Below are 23,599 nucleotides of genomic sequence, written 5' to 3'. Positions count from 1 at the left end.
CATGGCTTTACCTTCCTTTCCTTTTTCCTCCGGCTGGTACCGCCGGCTGGGCGTCGCCCTTTTCGTCACCTTGTCAATTCCGCTCGCCTCCGCTCAGGAAGCCATCCTAGAGGGCGAGCGCTTCCACCCAGAAGTGGGTACCCGTGGCATGGTGGCCACCAGTCATTTTCTGGCGTCGCAGGTGGCGCGCGATGTGCTCGCCAAGGGGGGTAATGCCGTCGATGCCGCAGTGACCGCCGGCTTCGCGCTGGCTGTCACTCAACCGCGCTCGGGTAACATCGGTGGCGGTGGCTTCATGCTGATCTCGGACGAGAACAGCGGGGAGGTCATCGCTATCGACTATCGCGAAAAGGCGCCTTCCGCCGCGTACGAGACAATGTTCCAGAACGAACAGGGTGAAGCGGTTTCCGAGCTGTCGCGCTATACCCACAATGCTTCCGGGGTACCCGGCACCGTGGCCGGCCTGGCCTTGGCGCTGGAAAAATATGGCACGCTGAGCCTGGCCGAAGCCTTGGCGCCGGCAATACGCCTGGCCGAGGATGGATTCGCCGTGCCCCAGCGTTTTGCCGAGGGCGTTCGTGAGGCTCGCGACCGACTGGAAAAATGGGAGTCGACGCGCAAGGTATTCTTCAAACCGGACGGCAGCCTTTACCAGGCCGGCGACACCTTCCGCCAACCTGACCTCGCCGCCACGCTCAAGCGAATCGCCGAGCATGGCCCGCGCGAATTCTACGAAGGAGAGACGGCGCGACTGATTGCTGCGGAAATGCAGAGACACGACGGCCTGATGACCCAAGAGGACCTGGCCAATTACCAGCCTGCAATTCGTGAACCGAGTCACGGTACTTATCGGGGCCACGATGTATACGCCATGAGTCCGCCCTCCTCCGGTGGTGCGCATATCGTGCAGATGCTCAACATTCTCGAGGGTTACGATATCGGTGCCATGGGGTTCAACTCCGCTGCCACCATTCACGTCATGGCCGAGGCCATGAAGCGTGCCTACGCTGACCGCTCCAAATACCTTGGTGATACCGACTTCGTCGACGTGCCGCTCGAAGGCATCACCTCTAAGGCCTACGCAGACGAGCTGCGCAACCAGATCAGTAGGGCCCAGGCTACACCCAGCGACAGCATCGCCCCGGGCAATCCGCTGCCCTACGAATCCAACGAGACTACGCATTTCTCGATTGCCGATGGCAAAGGACTGGCGGTGTCCAATACCTATACCATCAACTTCAGCTACGGCTCGGGCATTGTCGTCGACGGAGCAGGCTTTCTGCTCAATAACGAGATGGATGATTTTTCTGCCAAGCCGGGTGTACCAAATGCCTACGGGCTGATCGGCGGCGAGGCCAACAAGGTCGAGCCCAACAAGCGCATGCTCTCGTCGATGACGCCCACCATCGTCAAGAAGAACGGCAAGAACTTCCTGATCACGGGGAGTCCCGGCGGGTCGCGAATCATCACTACGACCCTTCAGGTACTGATGAACGTCGTCGATCACGACATGAACATCCAGACTGCGGTCAGCGTGCCCCGCATTCATCACCAGTGGCTACCCGACGAGATCCGTATCGAACAGGGTATCAGTCTCGATACCATCGCCCTGCTCGAAGCGCTCGGCCACACCGTCAGCCGCCAGGATGCCATGGGTGCCGCACAGTCGATCGTGATCGAGGGCGGCACCTACTATGGCGGCGCCGATCCACGTCGCTCCACTTCCTCAGCTATCGGGCTTTGACCCTTTCGCCCCGGCTCCGGCCGGGGCATTGCGTTCCGACACGCCACCAAGGTGCCATCGACGCTCAACAGGCGTCGTGTCTCAATAACGCTTTGCCTTCGAGAAATCCCATGGCCATTTTTCTTATTGCCGTCGCCGAGCTGTTCGGTACCGCCTTGTGGTTTACCCCCAATGCTGTGATCGGTGCCCTTCAGCAGGCTTGGGGACTAGCCGCGACCGATCTCGGCTGGCTGACCGGAGCCGTGCAGGTCGGCTTTCTGCTAGGTACGCTGGGTATCGGCCTGAGCGGCCTGGCCGACCGTATCGATGCCAGCCGGCTGTTTGCTGGCGCCTGCCTGGTCGGTGCCATGTCGAATGCACTACTGCCCTTGGCGGGAGGTTTCTGGCCAGCCGTATTACTGCGCCTGATTACTGGCATGACTCTGGCCGGGATCTACCCGATCGGCATGAAACTCATGGTCGGTTGGGCCCCGGGACGTACTGGGCTGGGTCTGGCTTGGCTGGTCGGAATGCTGGTATTAGGCACGGCACTGCCGCACGCGCTGCACGCCTTCAGCCAAGCCGGGATATTCGACCTGCCATGGGCCAGTGGGGTGTGGGGCGCCTCGCTATTGGCCCTGCTGGCAGGCCTGGTGGTCTGGCGGCTCGGTGAAGCGCCCCACGTGGCTGCCGCCAAGCGGCGATCGCCTCCGGTTCAGGCAGTACTCGATTTCAGTGTCTTTGCGATACCAGGCTATCGACGCGCTGCAGGCGGTTACTTCGGCCATATGTGGGAGTTGTATACCTTATGGGCCCTGCTGCCTTTGTTGTTAGCGTCGGCATTGCCGCAGGCCTCGACTGTGACCTTGGCTCTGGGCAGCTTTGCCCTGATCGCTATCGGCGGTCCCGGCTGCTGGCTAGGCGGGTGGCTGAGCCAACACATCGGTAGCCGACGCGTCGCCATGCTGGGCCTGGCTGGCTCCGGCGCCTGCTGCCTTGTCTACCCTTGGGCGGCATCGCTACCTGCTGCAATGCTCCTTCCCTTCCTCGGCTGCTGGAGCGCTCTGGCAGTCGTCGATTCAGCTCATTTTTCGGCGCTCTCCGCCCGTGCTGTGCCCAGCCAGCGAATGGGCACAGCCCTTACCCTGCAGAATGCCATTGGCTTCGGCATTTCGGTAATTTCCCTGGTCGTCCTCGTGCCGGTGTGGCCTTTGCTCGACAAGTGGATTGCCTGGCTGTTACTCCCGGGGCCCTTGGTCGGTCTCTGGCTGCTGCGCCAACCCATCCTCGACGCGTCCAAAACCAACTGAACCACCACATGTTCGTCTGGATGGCCAATTAGCGTTAGCTTGTTTCTCGTTGCTGGCACCGCTTCGCCGAGACGACAGCCCACCGACACCGGGCCAGTCTCTCACCCTAGACTGCGCAGCCTCTGCGTTTCTATGCTCACCAACGTTATACTGCCGCTCGAAACGCTATCGAGCGGCAGTTCATTGGCAGCAAGGAGAATACATTATGCGCTTACTAAAGACCGTAGCTTGGCTGGGCGGAGTACTGGTCGTCATGATGATGGCCGGCTGCGCAAGCAGCCCCCACTATCTACAGACCAACCCTACGGTAAGCGGCAACCTACCTCGGATAGGCAGTGGTCAGAGCGTCACCGTCACGGTCGTGGATGGTCGGGAATCCAATGTCCTGGGAACCCGTAGTGGCGCAGCCATGGCCAACGACACCATTACCGTCGAGGCCTATGACGTCATTCCCAAGCTGCAGGCCCAGGCAGAAGCGGCAATTTCACAAATGGGCTTCACTCCTACTACGCAGCCCGCACCGGATCGCCCAAGCATGACCTTGACGCTGGCTCAACTCAATTACGAAAAAGCCGACGCCGAACCTGTCATCGACAAGGCGCAATTACTGGCGCGCCTGCGCGCTGAAGTTGCAAACGACAACTTGATCTATACCGGCACCTACACGGCAAAACGCGAGCAGACCTATGCTCTCTCGCCTAACCGCGAAGCCAATACCGAGATGGTCAACGATGTCCTGAGTCGTGCCTTGGCGCGTGCCTTCAACGATCCGCAGGTTGGACAGTTGCTAGCCCGCTAGGGTCGTGCCCTAACAGTGACTGCACTGGGTACATACGGCATTGAAAACCAGTCCAAGGTATTCACGCGTAAATGTCGCTCTTTCGCTATTTTCGCCTTGCCTGGCCGTTGCTCATCAACTGTTCGAACACGACCTAGTCAGCCACTCCCGCTCGTCCGGGGCCACGGCGGCACAACGACCAGACCTGCTCGCTGAGTCCACGCTCGTCGGGTGGACTGGTCTCCAACAGCGCCAGCTCGAAGTTGGGCGCCAGCAAGCGCCGGACTTCTTCATCATCCACCGAGAACGGCGGGCCCGCATCGGGCCCGCCGGGATGTGTCAGCGTCACCAGCAATCCACGCGCCCCTGGCGGCAACAATTGAGCGAGATGAAGGCTATAACGCTGTCGCGTAGCCGGCGGCAAGGCGATCAGGGCCGCCCGGTCATAGAAGGCCTGGAATTCCTTGGCCTGCTCCACATGTACATGAAAGAAGTCACCGCACCAGAGCTCTACGCTGGCCTGCCGATAGACACTAAAATGGCCCTGCCGATAGCGTGAGATGTCGCCTTCGCCTTCGGCCAGGAACTGTTCGATGGCCTCGGCAGCAAGCTCGATACCCAGCACAGGATGCCCCTGCTCGGCCAGCCAGCGCATGTCCAGGCTCTTGCCACATAATGGCACCAGCACCTTGGCGCCGTCTGGCACGGCCAAGGCCCCCCAGTGCTTGATCAGCGCAGGATGCGTTTCGCTGCGATGGAAACCGATACGTCCTTCACGCCATCGCTGCAGCCATTCTTGAGGCATCGTCGTCCTTCCGGCTCGTCACGGTGAGTGTCTCACCGCACATGCATTGGCATTTTTTCAAAACCAGCGGTCGCGCTTGTTGCGCCGACGCGGCAGATGCGGAACCAGCAGGCCCATTATCAGCCCTGCACCAGCGACTCCACCGCCATACATGAAATAGCGCATCAGCAGGTCCTGCTCCCGGGTATCGAGCCTGGCCTGCAGCCCGCGAATCTGATCCGCAGCCTGGCTGGCCTGTTGATTCAGTTCAGCGTTGCGACTCTCCAGTTCGGCGATGCGAGCTTCACGCTGCTTGAGCGTTTCGGTCATGGTGGCCACTCGGCTTTGCCATTCTTCATCGATACCCTCGAGACGCGCACTCAGCTTCGCGTTCTGAGCCTGAAGCTCGGGAAAGCGATCGCTAACACTGCGCTCGGCCTGGAGTTGATCACTTTCTATCCACACCTCATCGCCACCCGGCGCTCTGATTCGGCTATAGTCGCCCTGGGTCTCGAGGACGGTGACCTCATCACCGGACGTCAGCGTGCCGACAATGCGATATTCGTTGGTGGGCCCACTACGCACATAGGTTTCCAGGTCATCCGCGACCCAGCGGACTTCCTGGGCCTGGCTATCCAAAGCCGCCAGGCTGAGCGTCAGACATATAACTAAACGTTTAATTTTACGCATTTTACATTGCCGTCATCTTGACCTTCGGATGGCTCTTTGGGCAGCTGCCCACGCGATGTTCGGGCTGTCAATCCTTTCAGGCCCGTCGATGCCATGGCAGATCCGGCACTCATCCACACATTCTGTGGATAAACCTTGGGAAAACCTCGACCGGAACATTTCGGGAACGGCGAACTGTCTGGCAAGGCCACGATTCGATCAATTTTTAACCATTAACTGTCATCTCTGGGCGGTAAGGAGAACGGACGCGGGAACTCGGCCACCTTCCCCTGCGCCGTGACTGCCTTGGGCGTTCCCTCCCGCTCCACCTCGTCGATACGGACGATGGCATTGAGCGGAATATAACTGCGATTGACACCCTCGAAGGTCCGCTTGAGTTTCTCTGAGGACGGATCGACGACAAGTTTTGAGTTATCCTCGAAGACAAACGTCTCGACCTCGATAAAGCCCCACAGGTCACTCTGGAAGATGTCACGGGCGTAAAGTTCCCAGATTTCACCCTGATTGTGAAAAACCACCCGATAGATCGGCTTCGCTGCCATACCGCTCCCATCTGCTCATTGGCAAAACGCAAAGAATATCACAGACGCCGGGGCTTCGAAGCGCACCCAGCGAGAGACTGGCCAAGTCCCCTCTCCCCTACGTATAATTCATCGTCATATCCTATTCCACGGCCTGTCGGATACCATCGGGTCCGGCCACATCGGCCATGCATTCACTCCTATCACGGACAAATCGGGCCATCATTGACCCGACGGCACGCTATGACGAAGAAGCTCTTCATCAAGACTCACGGTTGCCAGATGAACGAGTACGACTCTGCCCGTATGGCGGATCTACTCGGCGAATCCCATCAGATGGAGCTGACCGACGACGAGCGCGAAGCCGACGTCATCCTGCTTAATACCTGCTCGATACGCGAAAAGGCTCAGGAAAAAGTGTTCCACCAGCTTGGCCGCTGGAAGAAGCTCAAGCAGGCCAATCCCGGCTTGGTCATCGGCGTTGGGGGCTGCGTGGCCAGCCAGGAAGGCGAGAACCTGCGCAAGCGCGCGCCCCATGTCGATATGGTATTCGGCCCGCAGACGCTCCACCGCATCCCGTCGATGCTCGATTCACGCCGCGACAACCAGATTTCCGTCGTCGATGTGACATTTCCTGAAATCGAGAAGTTCGACCATCTGCCCAAACCGAGTTCAGACGGCGCCACGGCTTTCGTCTCGATCATGGAAGGGTGCTCGAAGTACTGCACGTTCTGTGTCGTGCCTTACACACGGGGCGAGGAAGTATCACGCCCCTTCGAGGCCGTAATGGACGAGATCATGCACCTCGCCGAACAGGGTGTGCGCGAGGTCAACCTGCTGGGACAGAATGTCAACGCCTATCGCGGTGAGAATGCCTTGGGTGACGAGATCGACCTGGCCGAACTGATCGCCTGTGTCGCCGCCATTGATGGCATCGATCGCATCCGCTTCACCACCTCGCACCCTGTTGAGTTTTCCGACAGCCTGATCGAGGCCTATGGCGAGATTCCCGAATTGGTCAGCCACCTGCACCTGCCGGTGCAGTCCGGCTCCAACCGTATCCTGGCCGCCATGAAGCGTGGCCATGAAGTCGAGGAGTACGTCGCCAAGCTCGAGCGCATTCGTGCGCTGCGTCCCGACATCAGCTTCTCGTCGGATTTCATCATCGGCTTTCCCGGCGAGACCGAACAGGATTTCGAGGACACCATGGACCTGATCCATCGTGTCGGCTTTGACGTCTCGTTCAGTTTCGTCTACTCGGCACGTCCCGGCACACCAGCCGCCGGCCTGGAAGATGACACGCCGGAAGCGGTCAAGAAGCAGCGCCTTGCCATTTTACAGGAGCGCATCAACCAGAATGCCATGCAGATCAGCCGGCGCATGGTCGGTACAACGCAACGCATCCTGGTCACCGGTTTTTCGCCCAAGGACCCCGGCCAATTGTCCGGGCGTACCGAGAACAACCGCGTCGTCAATTTCTCCGCTCCCGACCCGACCGAACTGATCGGTAGCTTCGTCGATGTCGAAATCAGCGAAGCCTTGCCTAATTCGCTGCGTGGCGAACTGGTAACGGCCGAAGTTCATTGAAACTCGCGTTATTGCCCCAACCTTGGTTGGGGCATAAGCTCAACTTACCATTTCGCACACAACGGGCCTTCTCGTCTTGAGTCAAAACAGTTCTCAGGCACATCGCATTCTCACGCTGACCCTCGAACCCAACGACCCCATGCGGCTGGCCAATCTCTGCGGCCAGCAGGACGAACACCTCAAGCTGGTCGAATCACGCCTGGGCGTGACGCTGCGCAATCGCGGCAATACGTTCCAGCTGGCCGGGCCGGGATCACGCGTCAAGGCAGCTGCCAATGTCATCGAGCACCTCTACCGCGAAACCGAAGGTAGCCAGCTTGAGCCGGACACCGTACACCTGTTTCTTCAGGAGTCGGGCATCGAGGCTTTGGAAGAAGAGGAAGGCAGCGATGACGACGGCGAGGTGGTCATTCGCACCCCGCGTTCGTTGATCAAGCCTCGCGGCCTCAATCAGCAGAGCTATGTATCGAGCATTCGCAAGCACGACATCAATTTTGGCATTGGCCCTGCCGGTACCGGCAAGACCTATCTAGCCGTAGCTGCTGCCGTGGAAGCGCTGAACCTGCAGGAAGTACGCCGCATCCTGCTGGTTCGTCCGGCCGTCGAGGCCGGCGAGAAGCTGGGCTTCCTACCTGGCGATCTGGCTCAGAAGATCGACCCTTACCTGCGCCCGCTCTATGATGCGCTCTATGAGATGATCGGCTTCGAGCAGGTCGGCAAGCTGATCGAGCGCCAAATAATCGAGATCGCGCCCTTGGCCTACATGCGTGGACGGACGCTGAACAACGCGTTCATCATTCTCGACGAAAGCCAGAACACCACCCGGGAACAGATGAAAATGTTCCTGACGCGGATCGGCTTCGGCTCCACGGCAGTCATCACGGGTGACGTCACCCAGGTCGACCTGCCACGCGGCCAATCCTCGGGCCTGATCCAGGTGCTCGACGTACTCAAGGACACGCCAGGGATCGGCGTTACACATTTCGCCGCCAAGGACGTGGTCCGCCACCCTCTGGTCCAGCGTATCATCGAGGCCTACGACCTCTTCGAGGCCGAACAGGAATCGCAGGATCGTGCCCGCAAGGAAGCTCGCGACCACGCACGGCGAGAGGAACAGGCTCGCAACAATAGCGGTAACGGGGGCGCTACGTCGTGATCGCGGTTCCTACGCCGGTCATCGACCTCCAGGTCGCTGTCAGTGCAGACGAACAGACGCTGATTCCCGACGAGGCGGAACTAACCGCCTGGGTCGGTGCCGTGTTCGCCCGGCATGAACTCGCTCCACACAGCGAAGTAACGATCCGCCTGGTGGGCAGCGAGGAAAGTCAGGCGCTCAACCGAGACTATCGGGGCAAGGACAAGCCGACCAACGTGCTTTCCTTCCCCTTTGAGGCTCCCCCCGGCGTGGAGGACATGCCCCTGCTTGGCGACCTCGTCATCTGCCATGGCGTGGTTGCCCGAGAAGCACAGGAACAGGGCAAGCCTCTTCTGCATCATTATGCCCACATGGTCATTCACGGTACCTTGCATTTGCTGGGCTACGATCATATAGAAGATGCTGAGGCCGACGAGATGGAAGCGCTCGAGCGTGAGATCCTAAGCGATTTCAGCATCGCCGACCCGTATGCCTTGGATGAATAGCGCAAGGCACAAGGCAACGCCTGACAACGAGGATATGAGACCAGACGCATGAGCGAAGACCGATCGAGCAGCCAGGGTGGTAAGTCCTGGCTCGATAAGTTGTTCAGCGCCTTTTCCAGCGACTCCGACGAACCCAACTCCCGTGACGAGTTGCTTGTCTTTCTGCGTGAAGCCGGTGCCCGGCTGCGTCTAGATCAGGATGCCCTGACCATCATCGAAGGGGCCTTCCAGATCAGCGATCAGCAGGCCCGTGAAGTCATGATTCCACGTTCGCAGGTCACTGCTCTCGAAGTCGATCAAGCTCCCGAAGACTACTTGCCGGTGATATTCGAGACCGGCCATTCCCGTTACCCCGTCATCGGTGAAAACCTCGACGAGGTATTGGGTGTCCTGCTGGTCAAGGATCTACTGCCTCTACTGCAATTAAAGGAAGGCGCCCAAGGCAAGATCGATCTACGCGACGTGATTCGTCCCGCCATGTTTATCCCCGAATCGAAGCGTCTGAACAGTCTGCTCAAGGAATTCCGCGATACGCATAATCACATGGCGGTGGTCGTCGACGAATATGGCGGTACCGCCGGCATCGTCACTATCGAGGATATTCTCGAGCAGATTGTCGGTGACATCGAAGACGAACATGATATCGAAGAGGAGGAAGACATCCGCGACATGGGCAATGGTATTTTCGCCATCCGCGCCCTGACGCCTATCGATGACTTCAATGACCGCTTCGATACAGAGTTTTCCGACGAGGAGTTCGACACCGTCGGAGGCTTGGTCATGCAACGCTTCGGGCATCTGCCTCGGCGAGGCGAGTATGCCGACCTGGGAGGGTGGCGTTTCACCGTATTGGGCGCTGACAATCGTCGGATTCGCCTACTCCAGGCCGAACGGCTCGAGGAAGTCGCCACCGGCGAGGACAGCGACCGATAACCTCTTCCGGAACGGCTCTGTCGAGTTCCTGCATTGGCTCTGGTATAAGGGGCACGTCTGACAAGGAGTGCCTCTTGATGCTGTCTTATTCTCGCCCCTGGATGGGCTACCTTGCCGCTCTGGTGGCCGGTGGCCTGACCACGCTGACCTTTTCTCCCTTCGAACTCTGGTGGCTCGGCCCGATTGCCGTGGGGCTGATGTATGTCGGCCTGCATGACCTGACCCCGGGACAGGCGGCCTTGCGTGGTTGGTGCTACGGTACGGCGTTATTCGCCTCGGGCACCTCGTGGGTTTATGTGTCAATTCACGATTATGGCTATACCGGCGTTCCATTAGCCGTCTTCCTGACGGCCTTGTTTGCGGTGACCTTGGCACTATTCTACGCTGTGCCATTCTGGCTTTACCGGCGTTTCACCGGGCCGCGCCTGGCCTTTCTCAGTTTCGCCGGCCTATGGGTCGTGGCCGAAGTCATCCGCACTTATCTGTTTACCGGTTTTCCCTGGTTACTGCTCGGCAATGCCCATGTCGACTCGCCACTGGCACCACTGGCCCCACTCGGTGGCGTATACCTGCTAACGCTAGTCACGGCCCTGACCGGTACGCTGGGCGTGGAATTCCTGCGTCGTCGCTGGTGGGCCGCCCTGCCCATCGCCGCACTGTGGCTGATCCCGTTGACGTTACCTCAGCAATGGACCACTCAGGGAAATGCCTCGCCTCAAGTCGCCCTGCTTCAGGGCAACCTTCCCCAGTTGATGAAATGGAGCGCAGAAGGTCAGCGCAACGCCGCCAACACCTATGCCTCGCTGACGCGCGAGCAGAGCGACGACGTCGACCTGTTCATCTGGCCGGAAACCGCCCTGCCCATGTTCCAGCATCAGGCGATGCCCGTGCTCGAGAGGATCCAGGCTACCCTACCAGCCGAGTCCGCCTTGCTTACCGGAATCGTGCAGCGCGACCCACAAGGCCATTACTACAATGCCGTGATCGGGCTAGGCAACGTGGAAGGGGATTATCGCAAGGAGCATCTGGTCCCGTTCGGAGAGTACCTGCCGCTGGATAGCATGCTGCGCGGCATCATCAATTTCTTCGACCTGCCCATGTCGGACTTTGCAGCCGGTGCGTCAGACCAGGCACCGATCCAGGCCGCCGGCCTGCGTATCGGCACCGCGATCTGCTACGAGATCATCTACCCGGGACTGGTCGCCAACCGGGCCGAAGACGCCGACGTCCTGCTCACCGTTTCCAACGACACGTGGTTCGGCGACTCCATCGGACCGTTGCAGCATCTGCAGATGGCCCGGCTGCGTGCGCTCGAGAACGGTCGCTACGTGATTCGCGCGACCAATAATGGCGTCACGGCCATTATCGACCCCCAAGGCAAAGTGACTGCCCGTGCGCCGCGTTTCGAGACCACCAGTATCAGCGATGAAGTATGGGCCATGGAGGGGCTGACCCCGTTTACTCGGATCGGGAGCTGGCCAACCTGGCTGCTGGCCGTCCTGCTAATAGCCCCGAGCTTACGCTGGCAGCGTAGCCGTTCGCGCTTCTAAAGCTAGAGCACCCGGATGCCAAACGGCATCCGGGCCAGGCATTCAGGGCGACGGTGCGCGCTCGAAATAGCGGTGTCCGCATTGATGGCAAGGCTCCAGCCGCGTCACGTGCTCAAGCACGACATTGGCGCCGCAATGCACACAGGCCATGCGCCCCGGGGCCGCGATCTCACCTTCGACATAATCGGCACGCGATGCCTCGAGATTGTCAACGAGCTGCTCGCGCTCGATCACGCTGCGATCGGCTATCGAGAACAGGGCATCGGTAATCTTGCGCGACAGCACATTGAGATCGATTCCCAGCCAGCTGGCCACGCCCGTCCCGCCTGCCGCCAGATAGCGTCTCAGATCTCTGAGGTCACGCTCCACCCAGGTGCGTAACAGCGCCATTTCGTCCTTGGTGAATTCTTCGACCTCGGCCTCGAAGGCCACGGCCTGGTCCAGGTCGCGCTGCAGGTTATCCCAGGAGAGCTCATCGGCGCCGTCCTTCATTCTCGACAGGACGCGCTCGTAGGCATCTTTCAGTCGATGTTCACGTTGCTTCTCACTCATGGCGCGCTCTCCTTATCGAGTCATGCCGATCACCGGTTATCGCCAGGCCATGCGCCGGCCACGATACCGGTCATACCGGCCGCCTCCCTGCCGGGCCTATCTGCAGAGAAGCGTCTAGGGTATCCTTTAGCCCTATAGAAACACTGTCAACGTTCATCCCCCTCACATGTTTTAACATAGTGCGCAGGCGGGTGTTATCGCTATCGTCGCCAGCTTCCCAGCCTCGGGTCGAACTGCAGGCCGATGGCACCGGACAGTGTCGTCAGGTCGGTAACTTTATAGCCAAAAGCAAGGTGCCCCACAAAACGATGGACACACAGTACACGCCCCACGTAGTAGAAACCGCTGCCCAGCAGTATTGGGACAAGAACCAGTGCTTCAAGGCGATCGAGGACGCGACGCGCGAGAAATTCTATTGCCTGTCGATGTTCCCCTACCCCAGCGGAAAGCTACACATGGGGCATGTGCGCAACTACACCATCGGCGACGTCGTATCACGCTTTCATCGTATGCAAGGGAGAAACGTGATGCAGCCGATGGGCTGGGACGCCTTCGGTATGCCGGCTGAAAACGCCGCCATCAAGAATCGCGTACCGCCGGGCGACTGGACCTACCAGAACATCGATTACATGCGCAGCCAGCTCAAGGCACTGGGCTTCGCCTACGATTGGAGCCGCGAGTTCGCCACCTGCGATGTTGACTATTACCGCTGGGAGCAATGGTTCTTTACCAAACTGGTTGACAAGGGGCTGGTCTACAAGAAGATGGCCACCGTCAACTGGGACCCGGTGGACAATACCGTGCTGGCCAACGAACAGGTTATCGACGGGCGCGGCTGGCGCTCTGGCGCGCTGGTCGAACGCAAGGAAATTCCGCTGTGGTTCCTCAAGATCACTGACTATGCCGAAGAGCTGCTGGCCGATCTCGACAAGGTCGACTGGCCCGAGCAGGTCAAGACCATGCAGCGCAATTGGATTGGCAAGTCCAAGGGGGTCGAGCTGGCCTTCGACGTGGTTGGCGAGCACGTCATCGATGAAGCCGACTCGCTGCGTGTCTACACGACCCGTCCCGATACGCTGATGGGGGTGACCTATGTCGCCGTCGCCGCTGGCCACCCTCTGGCCAAGGCCGCCGCAGCGGATAACCCTGAACTGGCTGCCTTCCTTGAGAAATGCAGCAAGGGCGGGACGTCCGAGGCGGACCTGGCCACCATGGAAAAAAGCGGCATGCCGACCGGCTTCAGGGCAGTGCATCCCCTGACCGGCCGTGAAGTGCCGGTATACGTCGCCAACTTCGTCCTCATGGAGTATGGCACCGGCGCGGTCATGGCGGTCCCTGCCCATGACCAACGCGACTGGGAATTCGCCACCAAGTACGACCTGCCGATCGAGCCAGTGATCGCCAACGAGGCCGGCGAGACGCCGGATCTTTCCCAGGGTGCCTATACCGAGCCCGGACGGCTGATCAATTCCGGCGAATTTGACGGCCTCGACTTCGACGGTGCATTCCAGGCCATCGCGACCAAGCTGGAAGAGCAGGGTCATGGCGAGGTCAAAACTAACTTCCGCCTGCGTGATTGGGGCGTGGCGCGACAGCGCTACTGGGGTGCCCCGATCCCGGTAAAATACGGCCCCGAAGGCCAGACCGTGCCATTGACCGATGAGGAACTGCCGGTTGCCCTGCCGCAGGAAGTCGAGGTCGATGCCACCGGCTCGCCGCTCAAGAAGATGCCCGCCTTCTACGACCTGGGTGACGGCTGGACTCGCGAGACCGACACCTTCGACACCTTCATGGAGTCGAGCTGGTACTACGCCCGTTTCGCCTGCGCCGACAATATGCAGGCGATGCTCGACGAGCGTGCCGATTACTGGCTCCCGGTCGATCTGTACATTGGCGGCATCGAGCATGCCATTCTGCACCTGCTTTACGCGCGTTTTTTCCACAAGCTGATGCGTGACTTCGGTCTGGTGAAGAGCGATGAGCCATTCCAGCGCCTATTGACCCAAGGCATGGTGATTGCCGAGACCTTCTATCGCGAGACAGAGAACGGCGGCAAGGATTGGTTTAACCCGGCGGATGTCGAGGTCAAGCGCGACGAAAAGGGCCGCCCGATCAGTGCGGTACTGATCAGCGACGGCCAGCCAGTACAGATGGGCGGCATCGAGAAGATGTCCAAGTCGAAGAATAACGGTGTCGACCCGCAGGCGATGATCGATCGCTATGGTGCCGACACGGTACGCCTGTTCATGATGTTCGCCGCCCCACCCGAGCAATCGCTGGAATGGTCCGATTCGGGTGTCGAAGGTGCCAATCGCTTCCTGAAGCGCCTGTGGCGCTTGGTCGCCGAGCACACCAACGCCGGTACGCCCGGTGAACTCGACGTTACGGCCCTGAATGATGAACAGAAAGCCCTGCGTCGCAAAACCCACGAAACGATCAGCAAGGCTAGCGACGATATTGGCCGCCGCACCACGTTCAACACGGCAATCGCGGCAGTCATGGAGCTTTCCAACGCCATCGGCAAGTTCGAAGACACCTCCCCGCTGGGCCTGGCTGTCGCTCGCGAGGCCGTCGAAGCCTGTGTCCTGCTGCTGGCACCGATCACGCCGCATGCCTGCCACGCACTCTGGCAAGAACTTGGTCACAGCGAGCCCGCCATTGACGCGGCGTGGCCCAAGGCCGACGAAAGCGCCATGGTCAAGGACAGCATCGAGTTGGTGGTTCAAGTCAACGGCAAGCTGCGTGCCCGACTTGAGGTCGCTGCCGACGCTGACAAGGCCAGCATCGAAGCCTTGGCCATGCAGAACGAGAACGTCCAGCGGCATATCGAAGGCAAGACGCTGCGCAAGGTAATCGTAGTTCCAGGGAAGCTGGTCAATATCGTCGCCAACTGACCGGTAACGTGTGGAAGGCAGCCGCATCAGTGCGGCTGCCTTCATGCCGCCTAACCAAGGAGTTTTGCCGTGAAGCGCCGAACTTTTCTCGCTCGATCTCTCGCCGCCCTGGGCATTGGTGTCATCGGTAGCACTCTGGCAGGCTGCGGTTTTCATCTGCGCGGTACGCAGCAGCAACCGTTGGCCATCGATGCCGTAGATCTGAAAGCTCCGGTATCTCTGCTGACAGACGAGGTGAGTCGTACCCTGGCGAACGCCGGTGTCACTCTGTCGGATCAGGCACCGCTGATTCTCAATCTAGGTGCGGAGCGGGTCGAAGACATCTCCCTGAGGGGCGGCGGTATGATCAACGATGAAATCGAGTTGCGCATGGTCGCGCCCTACTCCGTGCAACGGCGTAGCGACAATGCCTATCTCGTCACTCAAGGCCGTCTGGAGTCGGCTACGACCTATCTCGTCAACAATGATGACCCCTTGGTACGCGATGAGCTGCAGGCCAACGCATTGGCTGAATTGCGCAGTGATCTGGCTCGTCAGCTTCTCACGCAACTGGGTACACTCACGCCATGAAGGTGTTTCCCGATAAACTGCCGGAGGCGATAGCCAAGCGCCTGCCACCGGTTGTGATCGTGGCCGGGGACGAGCCCTTGATCCACATGGAGGCCTGTGATGCCGTTCGCGCTGCTGCCCGCGAACAGGGCGTCGAGGAACGCGAAATCCTGCATGTCGAGAACGGCTTTCAATGGGGTCGGCTGACTGAATCTGCGGCCAGCATGTCCCTGTTCGCCACCAGTAAGCTCCTTGAGCTGCGGCTCGGCGATCAGTCGCCAGGCCAGGAAGGCAGCAAGGTACTCGAGGCCTATGCCTTACAGGCCAGGGACAGCGACAATATCCTATTGATTTCCGCGTCGCGTCTGGATCGCAAGCAGCAACAGAGCAAGTGGTTCAAGGCCCTCGATAAGCTAGGTCTATTCGTCCCCGTCTGGCCGGTCGATCATCAGCGGCTGGGCTTTTGGATGCGCGACCGGGCGACACGCCACGGCCTGCAACTGGACATGGATGCCGCTCGGCTGCTGGGCGAGCGTACCGAGGGCAACCTGTTGGCCGCCGATCAGGAACTGCAGAAGCTGGCTTTGATCCTGCCGCCCGGGGCCCGCCTCAATACGGAAACCATCGCATCGGGGGTCGAGGATAGCGCCCGCTACGATGTCTTCACCCTGACCGATGCCTGCCTGCGCGGAGAGCGCGAACGCAGCGTGCGTATTGTCCAAGGGCTGCGTGGCGAAGGTATCGAAGCCCCGGTGGTGCTTTGGGCACTGACCCGGGAGCTTCGCACGCTATTGTCGCTGCAGCAGCATCTCGACCAGGGCCAGAGCCTTGAGCATGCCTGCAAGGCTCAGCGCCCGATGATTCCTGACAAGCGTCGACCGAACTACCAGCAAGCGCTGTCCCGCCTGCCTCATCGTCGTCTTCACAAGCTGCTGCTGTTCTCGCAGCGCATCGACCTGGCTATCAAGGGCGGCATCGAACTGCCTGTCTGGGACGCTCTGAACGACCTGGCCCTGACTCTGGCTGGCGGGCGCGGCCTACTGGCCGAATTACCCCATGCCTATCGCATCGCCTGAAGCCATTACTGCTTGGTCTGCATTACTGTGCAGAAACCCACCAGTCAGCCCAATCCAAACCAGCCCATCCTGAACGTAATGTGCCCCACGCCGTTTACGGCCTGGGGCAACATGGCCTGACGCAGGTTATTCGATCAGCAAACTGTCACCACTTTGCGCGCCAAGTGTCTCGATACGCGGTTCACGACCGCCACGCAGTATCGAGTTACCCTCGAAAAGCGTGCGCTGATCGATACCCGGCGGGTCCAGCCAATCACTGTCGCGGATCTGGCCACTCTTGCCATAGACTTCAAGCGCATTGGCATAGGTCACCTTGTGAATGATGTCCTCGTCGATGCCGTGCTGGCGGGCCAGTTGCGCCGTCTTGGCCACACCGAGGCAATCCGAGATGCCCCAGTCGCAGGCGCTATCCACGATGATGCGATCCCCCCCGTACTGTTTGAGTAGCTCGACCATGCGAGCATTGCCCATCTTGGTCGAGGGGTAGATGGAAAAGCCGGCCCAGTATCCCCGATCCAATGTCTCGGCTACGGTCTCCTCGTTGTTGTGATCGATCACCACCCAGGAAGGATCGATGCCCATCTCCTCGCAGACATCCATGGAACGCGACGTTCCGCGCTTCTTGTCGCGATGCGGCGTATGCACCATAACCGGAAGCTGCAGGTCCCTGGCCAACGCGAGTTGGGCTCGAAAATATTTGTCTTCCAGTTCTGTCTGCTCGTCGTAGCCGATCTCACCAATGGCAACGACCCCCTCCTTGAGCGCGAAACGCGGTAACCATTCCATGACCCCCTCGGCCAGTTCCTCGTTGTTGGCTTCTTTTGAGTTGAGGCCGACCGTGCAGTAGTGACGAATTCCGAACTGTCCCGCGCGAAAGCGCTCCCAACCGACAATAGAAGAGAGGTAGTCGACATAAGTGCCAACAAACGTTCTGGGCTGCCCCACCCAGAACGCAGGCTCGATCAGCGCTACGATGCCGGCCGCGGCCATGGCCTCGTAATCGTCGGTGGTACGCGAAATCATGTGTGCATGCGGATCAATATACATGTCAGGCCGCCTCGCCTTGCAGAAGATTATTCCAGTCGACACGTCCCTCCCCAACGAGGCGTGCCGCCTCGGGAGAAGTATCTAGCAGCGAACGGGCTTGCGCCGATGAGCTTGCCGACAGCGCCAGCACAGCGGCCCTACGTTCGACCTCCGTACCCGCGAGCACACGCTGCATGTCATCGAGCGCGCCCAGGGAATCGATGAATGGCCCGACGCAACGCCAGAGTTCCGGCGACACGGCACGTCCGGCAGCCCAACGCTCGTGGGCATAATCGAGCAGGATACGAGCCAGCTCTGGGTTGGCGCGCTCGTCGATGCCCATGATCGGCGAAAGACGGCTACCGACGAAGAGCGCCTTGAGAACCATATGGTTCCAGCGGTGCTCGTCGAAGCGATCTCTCGGATAAGGGTTGTTGTGAGCGATTGCCTCGAAAACTGCACGCATGTTGGAGCGAAGCCCTTCACCGACCTCGAAGGCGAGTGACTCGGGCTCGGGATACAGCGATAGCCCCCGATACAGGGCAATCATTTCCCCGGCATCCGCCGTGCGCCGCAAGTCCTTGAACGTTTCAGCGAAGGGGCGTGTTCCCTGATAAGCGACCAAGGCGGCGACCCGTGCCCCGCCATCCATGCTCCAGCCCTGCGGGCGCCACCCAGTGCACACCTGTTCCGCCTGCTGGCAATCAGCCGGCGTCAGGACCAGGTCTTGCTTGCCCAGCATGCGCGGGATAAGTCCCATAAAAATATGCAGCTCTTGCTCGCTCGCTCCCTTTGACATCGAGTGCAACTGGGACATGAACCAAGCGCCTTTATCCCCCGCCTGGCGCAGGATCCATTCGCTCAATAAGTCGATAGGTGCAATAGTCATGACTGGTTCCCTGCTTTTCTTTCATGACTCACAACCTATCGGCTAATGGCCAACTCCCCAAGATCATTTCACTAGCGTTTTAAAGGCAGAAGATAGAATCATTCCTCTTAGGGTTCAGAAGGATGTTCTTAATTTCACCGTTATTACATTTACTAACATTTGGATTATTTTAGTTTCATTTGTTTCTTTCCGCATTGAGAAGCCCCCTCCTCCTTGCTAGTTATCTGTTATTACTCGCCCGGAAACAACCTGCAAAAAGTACAGGACAACAAGATGAACAAGACACTCGTAATTCTTGTGGTCGGCCTTTCGCCACGCCTGGTGGGTAAGTACACCCCGAACCTTGCGGCGCTAGCGAGCCAGGGCGGGCTGAGACCACTTAACACGGTGACGCCTGCCGTGACATGCAGTGTCCAGTCCACGCTAGTTACAGGGCTACCCCCTGCCGGTCATGGTGCAGTCGCTAACGGCTGGTACTTTCGCGACTTGTCCGAGGTGTGGTTGTGGCGACAGTCGAATCGATTAGTGAGCGGCGAGAAGCTCTGGGAAGCTGGAAAAGCGCGTGATCCCTCGTTTACCTGTGCCAAGCTTTTCTGGTGGTACAACATGTATTCCAGCGCAGACTGGAGCGCAACGCCACGCCCAATGTATCCGGCCGATGGCCGCAAGATTCCGGACCATTACACCTATCCTCCCGAGTTGCATGACGAACTCGATGGCAAGCTTGGCCGGTTTCCGCTGTTCACGTTTTGGGGCCCTGTCGCCGATATTACCTCTAGCCGCTGGATCGCCGATGCTACCCGGCACGTCATGGACACGCGCGATCCGACGCTAACCCTTACCTACCTGCCACACCTCGACTATAACCTGCAACGTCTCGGCCCCGACCTTGAGCATCCCGAACTGCAACGCGACCTGCAGGATGTCGATGCGCTGTGCGGTGAGCTGATCGATGCCGCCAGACGCGACGGTAGGCGCATCATCGTCGTCTCGGAGTACGGGATCACGCCGGTCAACGAGGCGGTCCACATCAATCGCGTCCTACGCCGTGCCGGGCTGCTGGCCGTTCGCAACGAGCAGGGCCGAGAGCAACTCGATGCCGGAGCCTCACAGGCCTTTGCCGTCGCTGACCACCAGATTGCTCACGTCTACGTTCGGAATCCCGGCCAGGTGGCCCGGATCCGAGCGTTACTGGAGGAAATCGACGGCATCGAGTCCGTCTGGGGCGAAGCCGAAAAACGCACCCATGGACTCGATCATCCCAATGCCGGCGAGCTGGTCGCTATTTCTGAGGCGGATCGCTGGTTCAGTTATTACTACTGGCTGGACGATGCCCGCGCGCCTGACTATGCCCGTACCGTGGATATCCATCGCAAGCCCGGTTACGACCCTGTCGAGCTGTTCTTCGACCCCGACCTCCGTTGGCCCAAGCTGGCCGCAGGCTGGCGCGTGGCCAAGCGTAAGCTGGGCATGCGGCAACTGCTTGACGTGATCTCCTTGAACGCCACCTCGCTGGTCAAGGGCTCGCATGGACGTGTTACCGATGACCCCGACGATGGTCCGCTGGTCATTTCTTCGGAAGCGGCGTTGCTACCGAAGGGGCCCGTTGAGGCGACGCAGTTCAAGGCGTTGACGCTAGCGCATGTTTTCGAAGACACCGCCCGGATGCCGGCGAAGCAAGGAGCCGCCCGGCAATCCGAACACCCCCTCGCCAAATGACACGCCCTGGCGCCAGCTCGATTCACTGGGCGGCGCCAGGGCGTGAAACCTGCAAGTTTTCGATCCTTACGTTCCCGATACCAGACGCTGCATTCCCAGAGTGAGCCCGAATGCGGCGACGGCCAGCCAGGCCAATCCATCTGCGCCCAGCGAACCGATAAGGCCAGCATCGAAGAGGGAAATCCCAGCGATCAGGCCAACCACAGCCCGCGATACGTCACCGGGCTGGCGGCGAAACAGCAGGCGCAGTGACCAGGCCATCCATAGCAGGTAAAGAACCAGCAATACGGCGGTGGTCCAATCCATGACGCGCGTGGCGAGAATCACACCGGGAACCGCCAGAACCGCCAGAGGCCACGCTGTCCCAACGCGGTCATAGGCTTCCTGGCGGGCCGCGTAGGTCAGGCCCACGACATGGCAGAACAGGCCCAGGGCACCGATCAGTGTCCAACTGGTAATCCCCCCTGCCGCGAGGGCTGCCGTCACGTAGGCAAGCAGACGGCATCCGCCCATGATGACGGGCCCCAGGGACGTGCGTTTGTGGTACCAGTTGTACACCACAATGGCCACAATCAGCGCCAAGCCCGAGAGTCCGGCGGCCGCTCCCAACGTAAACAGCAGTAGCCCGCCACACCCGAGCATGACCGCTCCACTGGCGGCCACCGTGGAGCGAGTGACCTCACCCATCGGGATCGGACGCTCGGCACGCTCCCGCGAATCGATCGCTGCATCGAAAGCATCGTTGAGGTACATGCCACCGACATAGAACAGCGACAGGGCCACCAGAACAAGCCACAGTCCCGATGTGGGTGCCATCCCCATCGATAGTAGCCAGCCCGCCAGCCCATTCGTCCATACCGTCGGCAGATTGGAAATCCGCCCCAGTCGTAACCAAGGTCGCCAGTTCAAGCCAACCTTTCTGCCACCCAGCGCAGTTCGCATGCGATCGCCTCCTCAATCCTTTCGTGCTTCAGCGCCTGGGGCAGGACATGCCAGGTGTAGGTTTCAATTTCTAGATGCGAGCAGATCGGCGACTGGCGGTGTAGTTCGAGAATCTCGGACAGAAAGGGCTGGGTCGTGCCGAATGCCCCTAACGACTCGGCGAAAATGGGCACATGGTAGTGGATTCGCCATTCTTCGTTATCGGCATGGCGGCCGCGCGCCAAGGCTTCCGGGAGATCTGCATAGCGGGTGATACCCTGCTTTCCCGATGCCACGACCTGATGTAGATAGGTGGGTTCAGCAAACGCCTCAAGTGCGTGACGCGCCTGGGCATCGACCTCGGCAACACGTAAAGCCGCACTGAGCTGCAGCTTGTGAATAGGAATACCGGCTTCGCGCAGCCTCTCGATGCTGGCGCAGGGGTCTTCGAATTCGACCGCTGCATGACAAACGTCATAACACAGGCCGAGATGCCGGGATAGGACGACGGCCGCGTGATTCGCGCTCACTCCCGCCAGCTCGGCAAATCGACGCAAGGCCCCTTCGGAAAGCAGATAATGGCGGAAGTAGGCGATCGATTCGTCGATGGTCGCCAGGAAGCAGTAAGGCTCCGGCTCTATCGCGATGGCCACGCAGACGCCTGTGCGGCGTTCGAGCTCGGCACAGTGCGCGGCCGCCTTCAACAGGTTATCAGCCATCAGCGACTCGTTGCCGGGCCCCAACGGCTTGAAGGTGCCTGGCACTGTGCTCAGGCTGATGCGATCACCGGCAGCGCCGAGTTCCGCCATCAGCTCGGCTAACGCACAGGTGTACTCCAGGCGCGCCGCATATCGCCAGTCCGGCTGGTAGACATCTTCCTTGACGCGCACCCCATGGAACGTGCCATAGGGAAACCCATTGACGGTAACGACACGATAGCCCTCCGAGGCCAGAATATCCTTCAGCTCGGCACGCACACGCCAATCTTCGAGCGTATGCATGGCCTGGGCGGACAAGCGCAGCCCGACCGCAAAGGGCTCATCGGGTGCCACCGCTTGCCGGACCTCTCTTACAGGCCCCAGCAATGCCTCGCGGACCTCTGGCCAGGTTTCGGCCGGATGAATATTGAGGCAATAGGTCAGATCGCCTAGGTCATTGGGCAAGCGCATGGCATTCCTCCCGTTCGCCGAGCCAGGCGATCGCCTGCGCCATGAGTGCCGTATCGATGGCGTGAACCTCGATACCCTGGCCGATGCCGGAGAGCAGCGTAACGGTCAGCTCACCGCCCAGATGCTCACGGAATTCACGCAATCCAGCGAGGATGGCCAACTCACCATCGGAATCGGGGGTGAGCAGCTGCGGATGAAATGTAGGGAGACCCAGTGTTTCGAGCAAGCCGATGATACGCTGAGCTTCTTGCTCGGACAGCAAACCCGTCAGGGCCGAGTAGCGCGCATCGAGCGCGATGCCGATGGCTACCGCTTCACCGTGGTGCACCTCGTGATCTGTCAGCGCCTCGAGCTTGTGCGCCGACCAGTGGCCAAAATCGAGCGGACGCGCCGATCCCAGCTCGAATGGGTCGCCGCCGTAAGCGATCTGGTGCATATGCAGCTCGGCGCTGCGGCGCACCATGAACTCCTCCACCGACTGATCGAACCGGGCCAACGCTTGGGCATTGGCTTCCATCCAGCGATAGAAGTCACCGTCGCGAATCAGGGCAACCTTGATGGCCTCGGCAATACCGGCGACACGCTCGCGTCGAGGCAGGGTTTTCAAGAAGTTGAAATCGTTGAGTACCGCCCAGGGGGGCGCGAACGTGCCGGTAAAGTTCTTGACCCCGTGAGTGTTGATCGCGTTCTTGACGCCGACCCCGCTATCGTTCTGGGAAAGCACCGTGGTGGGGATGCGAATATGTCTGACCCCACGATGCGCCGTCGCTGCCGCGAAGCCGACGGCGTCCAGCACCGCCCCGCCGCCGATGGCAATGACATAGGCATGGCGATCGACCCCCAGCCGATGGATCGACTTGAGCATTGCCATGACATGCCCCGGATGCAACTTGATGTTCTCGCCGCCCGGTACGACGACCCAGTCGATCAGCTCGACATGCTGCGAGTGCGCCTCGAAATAGGCCCGCATGCGAGTCGGCAGATCGGATTGTGCCGACACGACGCCCTCGTCGAGATACACCAGACAGCGATGCCGTTTGTCCCGCTCGCGCATCGCCAACATCTCTAGCAGCAGGGGATTGTCGGCGGCAAAAAGATCGCGGGTGAACGCCACCGGATAGGCATAGGGCACGGAAAAGCGCTGCCACTTGACCACTGTGGCATTGGTACCGGTTACGTCATTATCGTTTCGCGACGAGGCGTTGCCTGTTGTGGCAGCCGGAGCGCCTCGAGTCCCTGCAAAAATCTCATTATCCATGTTCAGGAGCCCCACGTTCGTTATGGTTA

At 59.9% G+C, this 23,599-nt stretch carries 21 protein-coding genes; 12 read left to right on the top strand and 9 right to left on the bottom strand.

Annotation, left to right across the window (positions count from 1 at the left end; all coding sequences use genetic code 11):
* Nucleotide 1 precedes the first annotated feature (1 nt).
* The 3 genes from ggt to F568_RS0110065 all read left to right on the top strand — a co-directional run bounded on the left by ggt (nt 2) and on the right by F568_RS0110065 (nt 3,832).
* Entirely contained in the window at nt 2–1,744 is a 1,743-nt protein-coding gene (ggt, locus tag F568_RS0110075; protein WP_019018600.1) for a gamma-glutamyltransferase, read from the top strand.
* A gap of 110 nt (nt 1,745–1,854) precedes the next feature.
* Entirely contained in the window at nt 1,855–3,033 is a 1,179-nt protein-coding gene (locus F568_RS0110070; protein ID WP_019018599.1) for an MFS transporter, read from the top strand.
* 205 nt (nt 3,034–3,238) lie between these two features.
* Nucleotides 3,239–3,832 carry a YajG family lipoprotein gene (locus tag F568_RS0110065; protein ID WP_019018598.1) on the top strand — a complete coding sequence of 198 codons (594 nt, stop codon included), beginning with the start codon at nt 3,239–3,241 and terminating at the stop codon, nt 3,830–3,832.
* A 133-nt stretch (nt 3,833–3,965) separates the two neighbouring features.
* Here F568_RS0110065 and tmpT read toward each other — a convergent pair whose 3' ends face one another.
* The 3 genes from tmpT to F568_RS0110050 form a co-directional block, all read right to left on the bottom strand.
* Nucleotides 3,966–4,616, bottom strand: coding sequence for a thiopurine S-methyltransferase (gene tmpT / locus F568_RS0110060; protein WP_019018597.1), 651 nt, complete (start codon nt 4,614–4,616; stop codon nt 3,966–3,968).
* Between the two features lie 57 nt (nt 4,617–4,673).
* On the bottom strand, nt 4,674–5,285 hold the full coding sequence (locus F568_RS0110055) for a TIGR04211 family SH3 domain-containing protein (RefSeq protein WP_019018596.1): 612 nt from the start codon (nt 5,283–5,285) through the stop codon (nt 4,674–4,676).
* Between the two features lie 212 nt (nt 5,286–5,497).
* Nucleotides 5,498–5,827, bottom strand: a complete 330-nt coding sequence (locus tag F568_RS0110050; protein WP_019018595.1) for a DUF1820 family protein — start codon at nt 5,825–5,827, stop codon at nt 5,498–5,500.
* Nucleotides 5,828–6,049: 222 nt separating this feature from the next.
* On the opposite strand from F568_RS0110050, the gene miaB reads away from it, so the two are divergent.
* The 5 genes from miaB (at nt 6,050) to lnt (ending at nt 11,517) form a co-directional block, all read left to right on the top strand.
* Nucleotides 6,050–7,393 carry a tRNA (N6-isopentenyl adenosine(37)-C2)-methylthiotransferase MiaB gene (miaB, locus tag F568_RS0110045; protein ID WP_019018594.1) on the top strand — a complete coding sequence of 448 codons (1,344 nt, stop codon included), beginning with the start codon at nt 6,050–6,052 and terminating at the stop codon, nt 7,391–7,393.
* Between the two features lie 76 nt (nt 7,394–7,469).
* On the top strand, nt 7,470–8,549 hold the full coding sequence (locus F568_RS0110040; RefSeq protein ID WP_026300461.1) for a PhoH family protein: 1,080 nt from the start codon (nt 7,470–7,472) through the stop codon (nt 8,547–8,549).
* Nucleotides 8,546–9,034: an rRNA maturation RNase YbeY gene (gene ybeY / locus F568_RS0110035; protein ID WP_019018592.1), complete on the top strand. Its 489-nt coding sequence runs from the start codon at nt 8,546–8,548 to the stop codon at nt 9,032–9,034. Before F568_RS0110040 ends, ybeY begins: the two co-directional genes overlap by 4 nt.
* A 48-nt stretch (nt 9,035–9,082) precedes the next feature.
* The gene (locus F568_RS0110030) at nt 9,083–9,967 is read left to right on the top strand and encodes a CorC family transporter (RefSeq protein ID WP_019018591.1); all 885 of its coding nucleotides are present in this window, start codon (nt 9,083–9,085) and stop codon (nt 9,965–9,967) included.
* Nucleotides 9,968–10,044: 77 nt separating this feature from the next.
* Complete coding sequence (gene lnt / locus F568_RS0110025) at nt 10,045–11,517, top strand: apolipoprotein N-acyltransferase (protein ID WP_019018590.1); 1,473 nt, start codon at nt 10,045–10,047, stop codon at nt 11,515–11,517.
* Nucleotides 11,518–11,559: 42 nt separating this feature from the next.
* Here lnt and F568_RS0110020 read toward each other — a convergent pair whose 3' ends face one another.
* Nucleotides 11,560–12,069, bottom strand: a complete 510-nt coding sequence (locus F568_RS0110020) for a zinc ribbon-containing protein (RefSeq protein WP_019018589.1) — start codon at nt 12,067–12,069, stop codon at nt 11,560–11,562.
* 308 nt (nt 12,070–12,377) lie between these two features.
* On the opposite strand from F568_RS0110020, the gene leuS reads away from it, so the two are divergent.
* The 3 genes from leuS (at nt 12,378) to holA (ending at nt 16,588) form a co-directional block, all read left to right on the top strand.
* Nucleotides 12,378–14,963: a leucine--tRNA ligase gene (gene leuS / locus F568_RS0110015; protein WP_019018588.1), complete on the top strand. Its 2,586-nt coding sequence runs from the start codon at nt 12,378–12,380 to the stop codon at nt 14,961–14,963.
* A gap of 69 nt (nt 14,964–15,032) precedes the next feature.
* On the top strand, nt 15,033–15,533 hold the full coding sequence (locus tag F568_RS0110010) for an LPS-assembly lipoprotein LptE (RefSeq protein WP_019018587.1): 501 nt from the start codon (nt 15,033–15,035) through the stop codon (nt 15,531–15,533).
* A complete protein-coding gene (holA, locus tag F568_RS0110005) occupies nt 15,530–16,588 on the top strand; it encodes a DNA polymerase III subunit delta (protein WP_019018586.1) in 1,059 nt (352 codons plus the stop codon). Before F568_RS0110010 ends, holA begins: the two co-directional genes overlap by 4 nt.
* A 126-nt stretch (nt 16,589–16,714) precedes the next feature.
* Here the strand turns inward: holA and F568_RS0110000 are convergent, their stop codons facing one another.
* The gene (locus F568_RS0110000) at nt 16,715–17,635 is read right to left on the bottom strand and encodes a TatD family hydrolase (protein WP_019018585.1); all 921 of its coding nucleotides are present in this window, start codon (nt 17,633–17,635) and stop codon (nt 16,715–16,717) included.
* Nucleotide 17,636: 1 nt separating this feature from the next.
* Nucleotides 17,637–18,503: an EboA domain-containing protein gene (locus tag F568_RS0109995; protein ID WP_019018584.1), complete on the bottom strand. Its 867-nt coding sequence runs from the start codon at nt 18,501–18,503 to the stop codon at nt 17,637–17,639.
* A 273-nt stretch (nt 18,504–18,776) separates the two neighbouring features.
* Here F568_RS0109995 and F568_RS22640 point away from each other — a divergent pair, with 273 nt between their 5' ends.
* A complete protein-coding gene (locus F568_RS22640; RefSeq protein ID WP_051087954.1) occupies nt 18,777–20,222 on the top strand; it encodes an alkaline phosphatase family protein in 1,446 nt (481 codons plus the stop codon).
* 66 nt (nt 20,223–20,288) lie between these two features.
* Here the strand turns inward: F568_RS22640 and F568_RS0109985 are convergent, their stop codons facing one another.
* Genes F568_RS0109985 through F568_RS0109975 form a run of 3 tightly spaced genes read right to left on the bottom strand, consistent with a single transcriptional unit; the run spans nt 20,289 to nt 23,570 of the window.
* On the bottom strand, nt 20,289–21,164 hold the full coding sequence (locus F568_RS0109985) for a UbiA family prenyltransferase (RefSeq protein ID WP_019018582.1): 876 nt from the start codon (nt 21,162–21,164) through the stop codon (nt 20,289–20,291).
* Nucleotides 21,128–22,312 carry a metabolite traffic protein EboE gene (gene eboE, locus F568_RS0109980; RefSeq protein ID WP_019018581.1) on the bottom strand — a complete coding sequence of 395 codons (1,185 nt, stop codon included), beginning with the start codon at nt 22,310–22,312 and terminating at the stop codon, nt 21,128–21,130. Before eboE ends, F568_RS0109985 begins: the two co-directional genes overlap by 37 nt.
* Nucleotides 22,296–23,570, bottom strand: a complete 1,275-nt coding sequence (locus F568_RS0109975) for a 3-dehydroquinate synthase (protein WP_019018580.1) — start codon at nt 23,568–23,570, stop codon at nt 22,296–22,298. Before F568_RS0109975 ends, eboE begins: the two co-directional genes overlap by 17 nt.
* Between the last annotated feature and the right edge of the window lie 29 nt (nt 23,571–23,599).

Source organism: Modicisalibacter luteus DSM 23508, assembly GCF_000378505.1.
Taxonomy (GTDB): Bacteria; Pseudomonadota; Gammaproteobacteria; order Pseudomonadales; family Halomonadaceae; genus Modicisalibacter; species Modicisalibacter luteus.
This window is presented reverse-complemented; position numbering and strand designations above follow the sequence as displayed.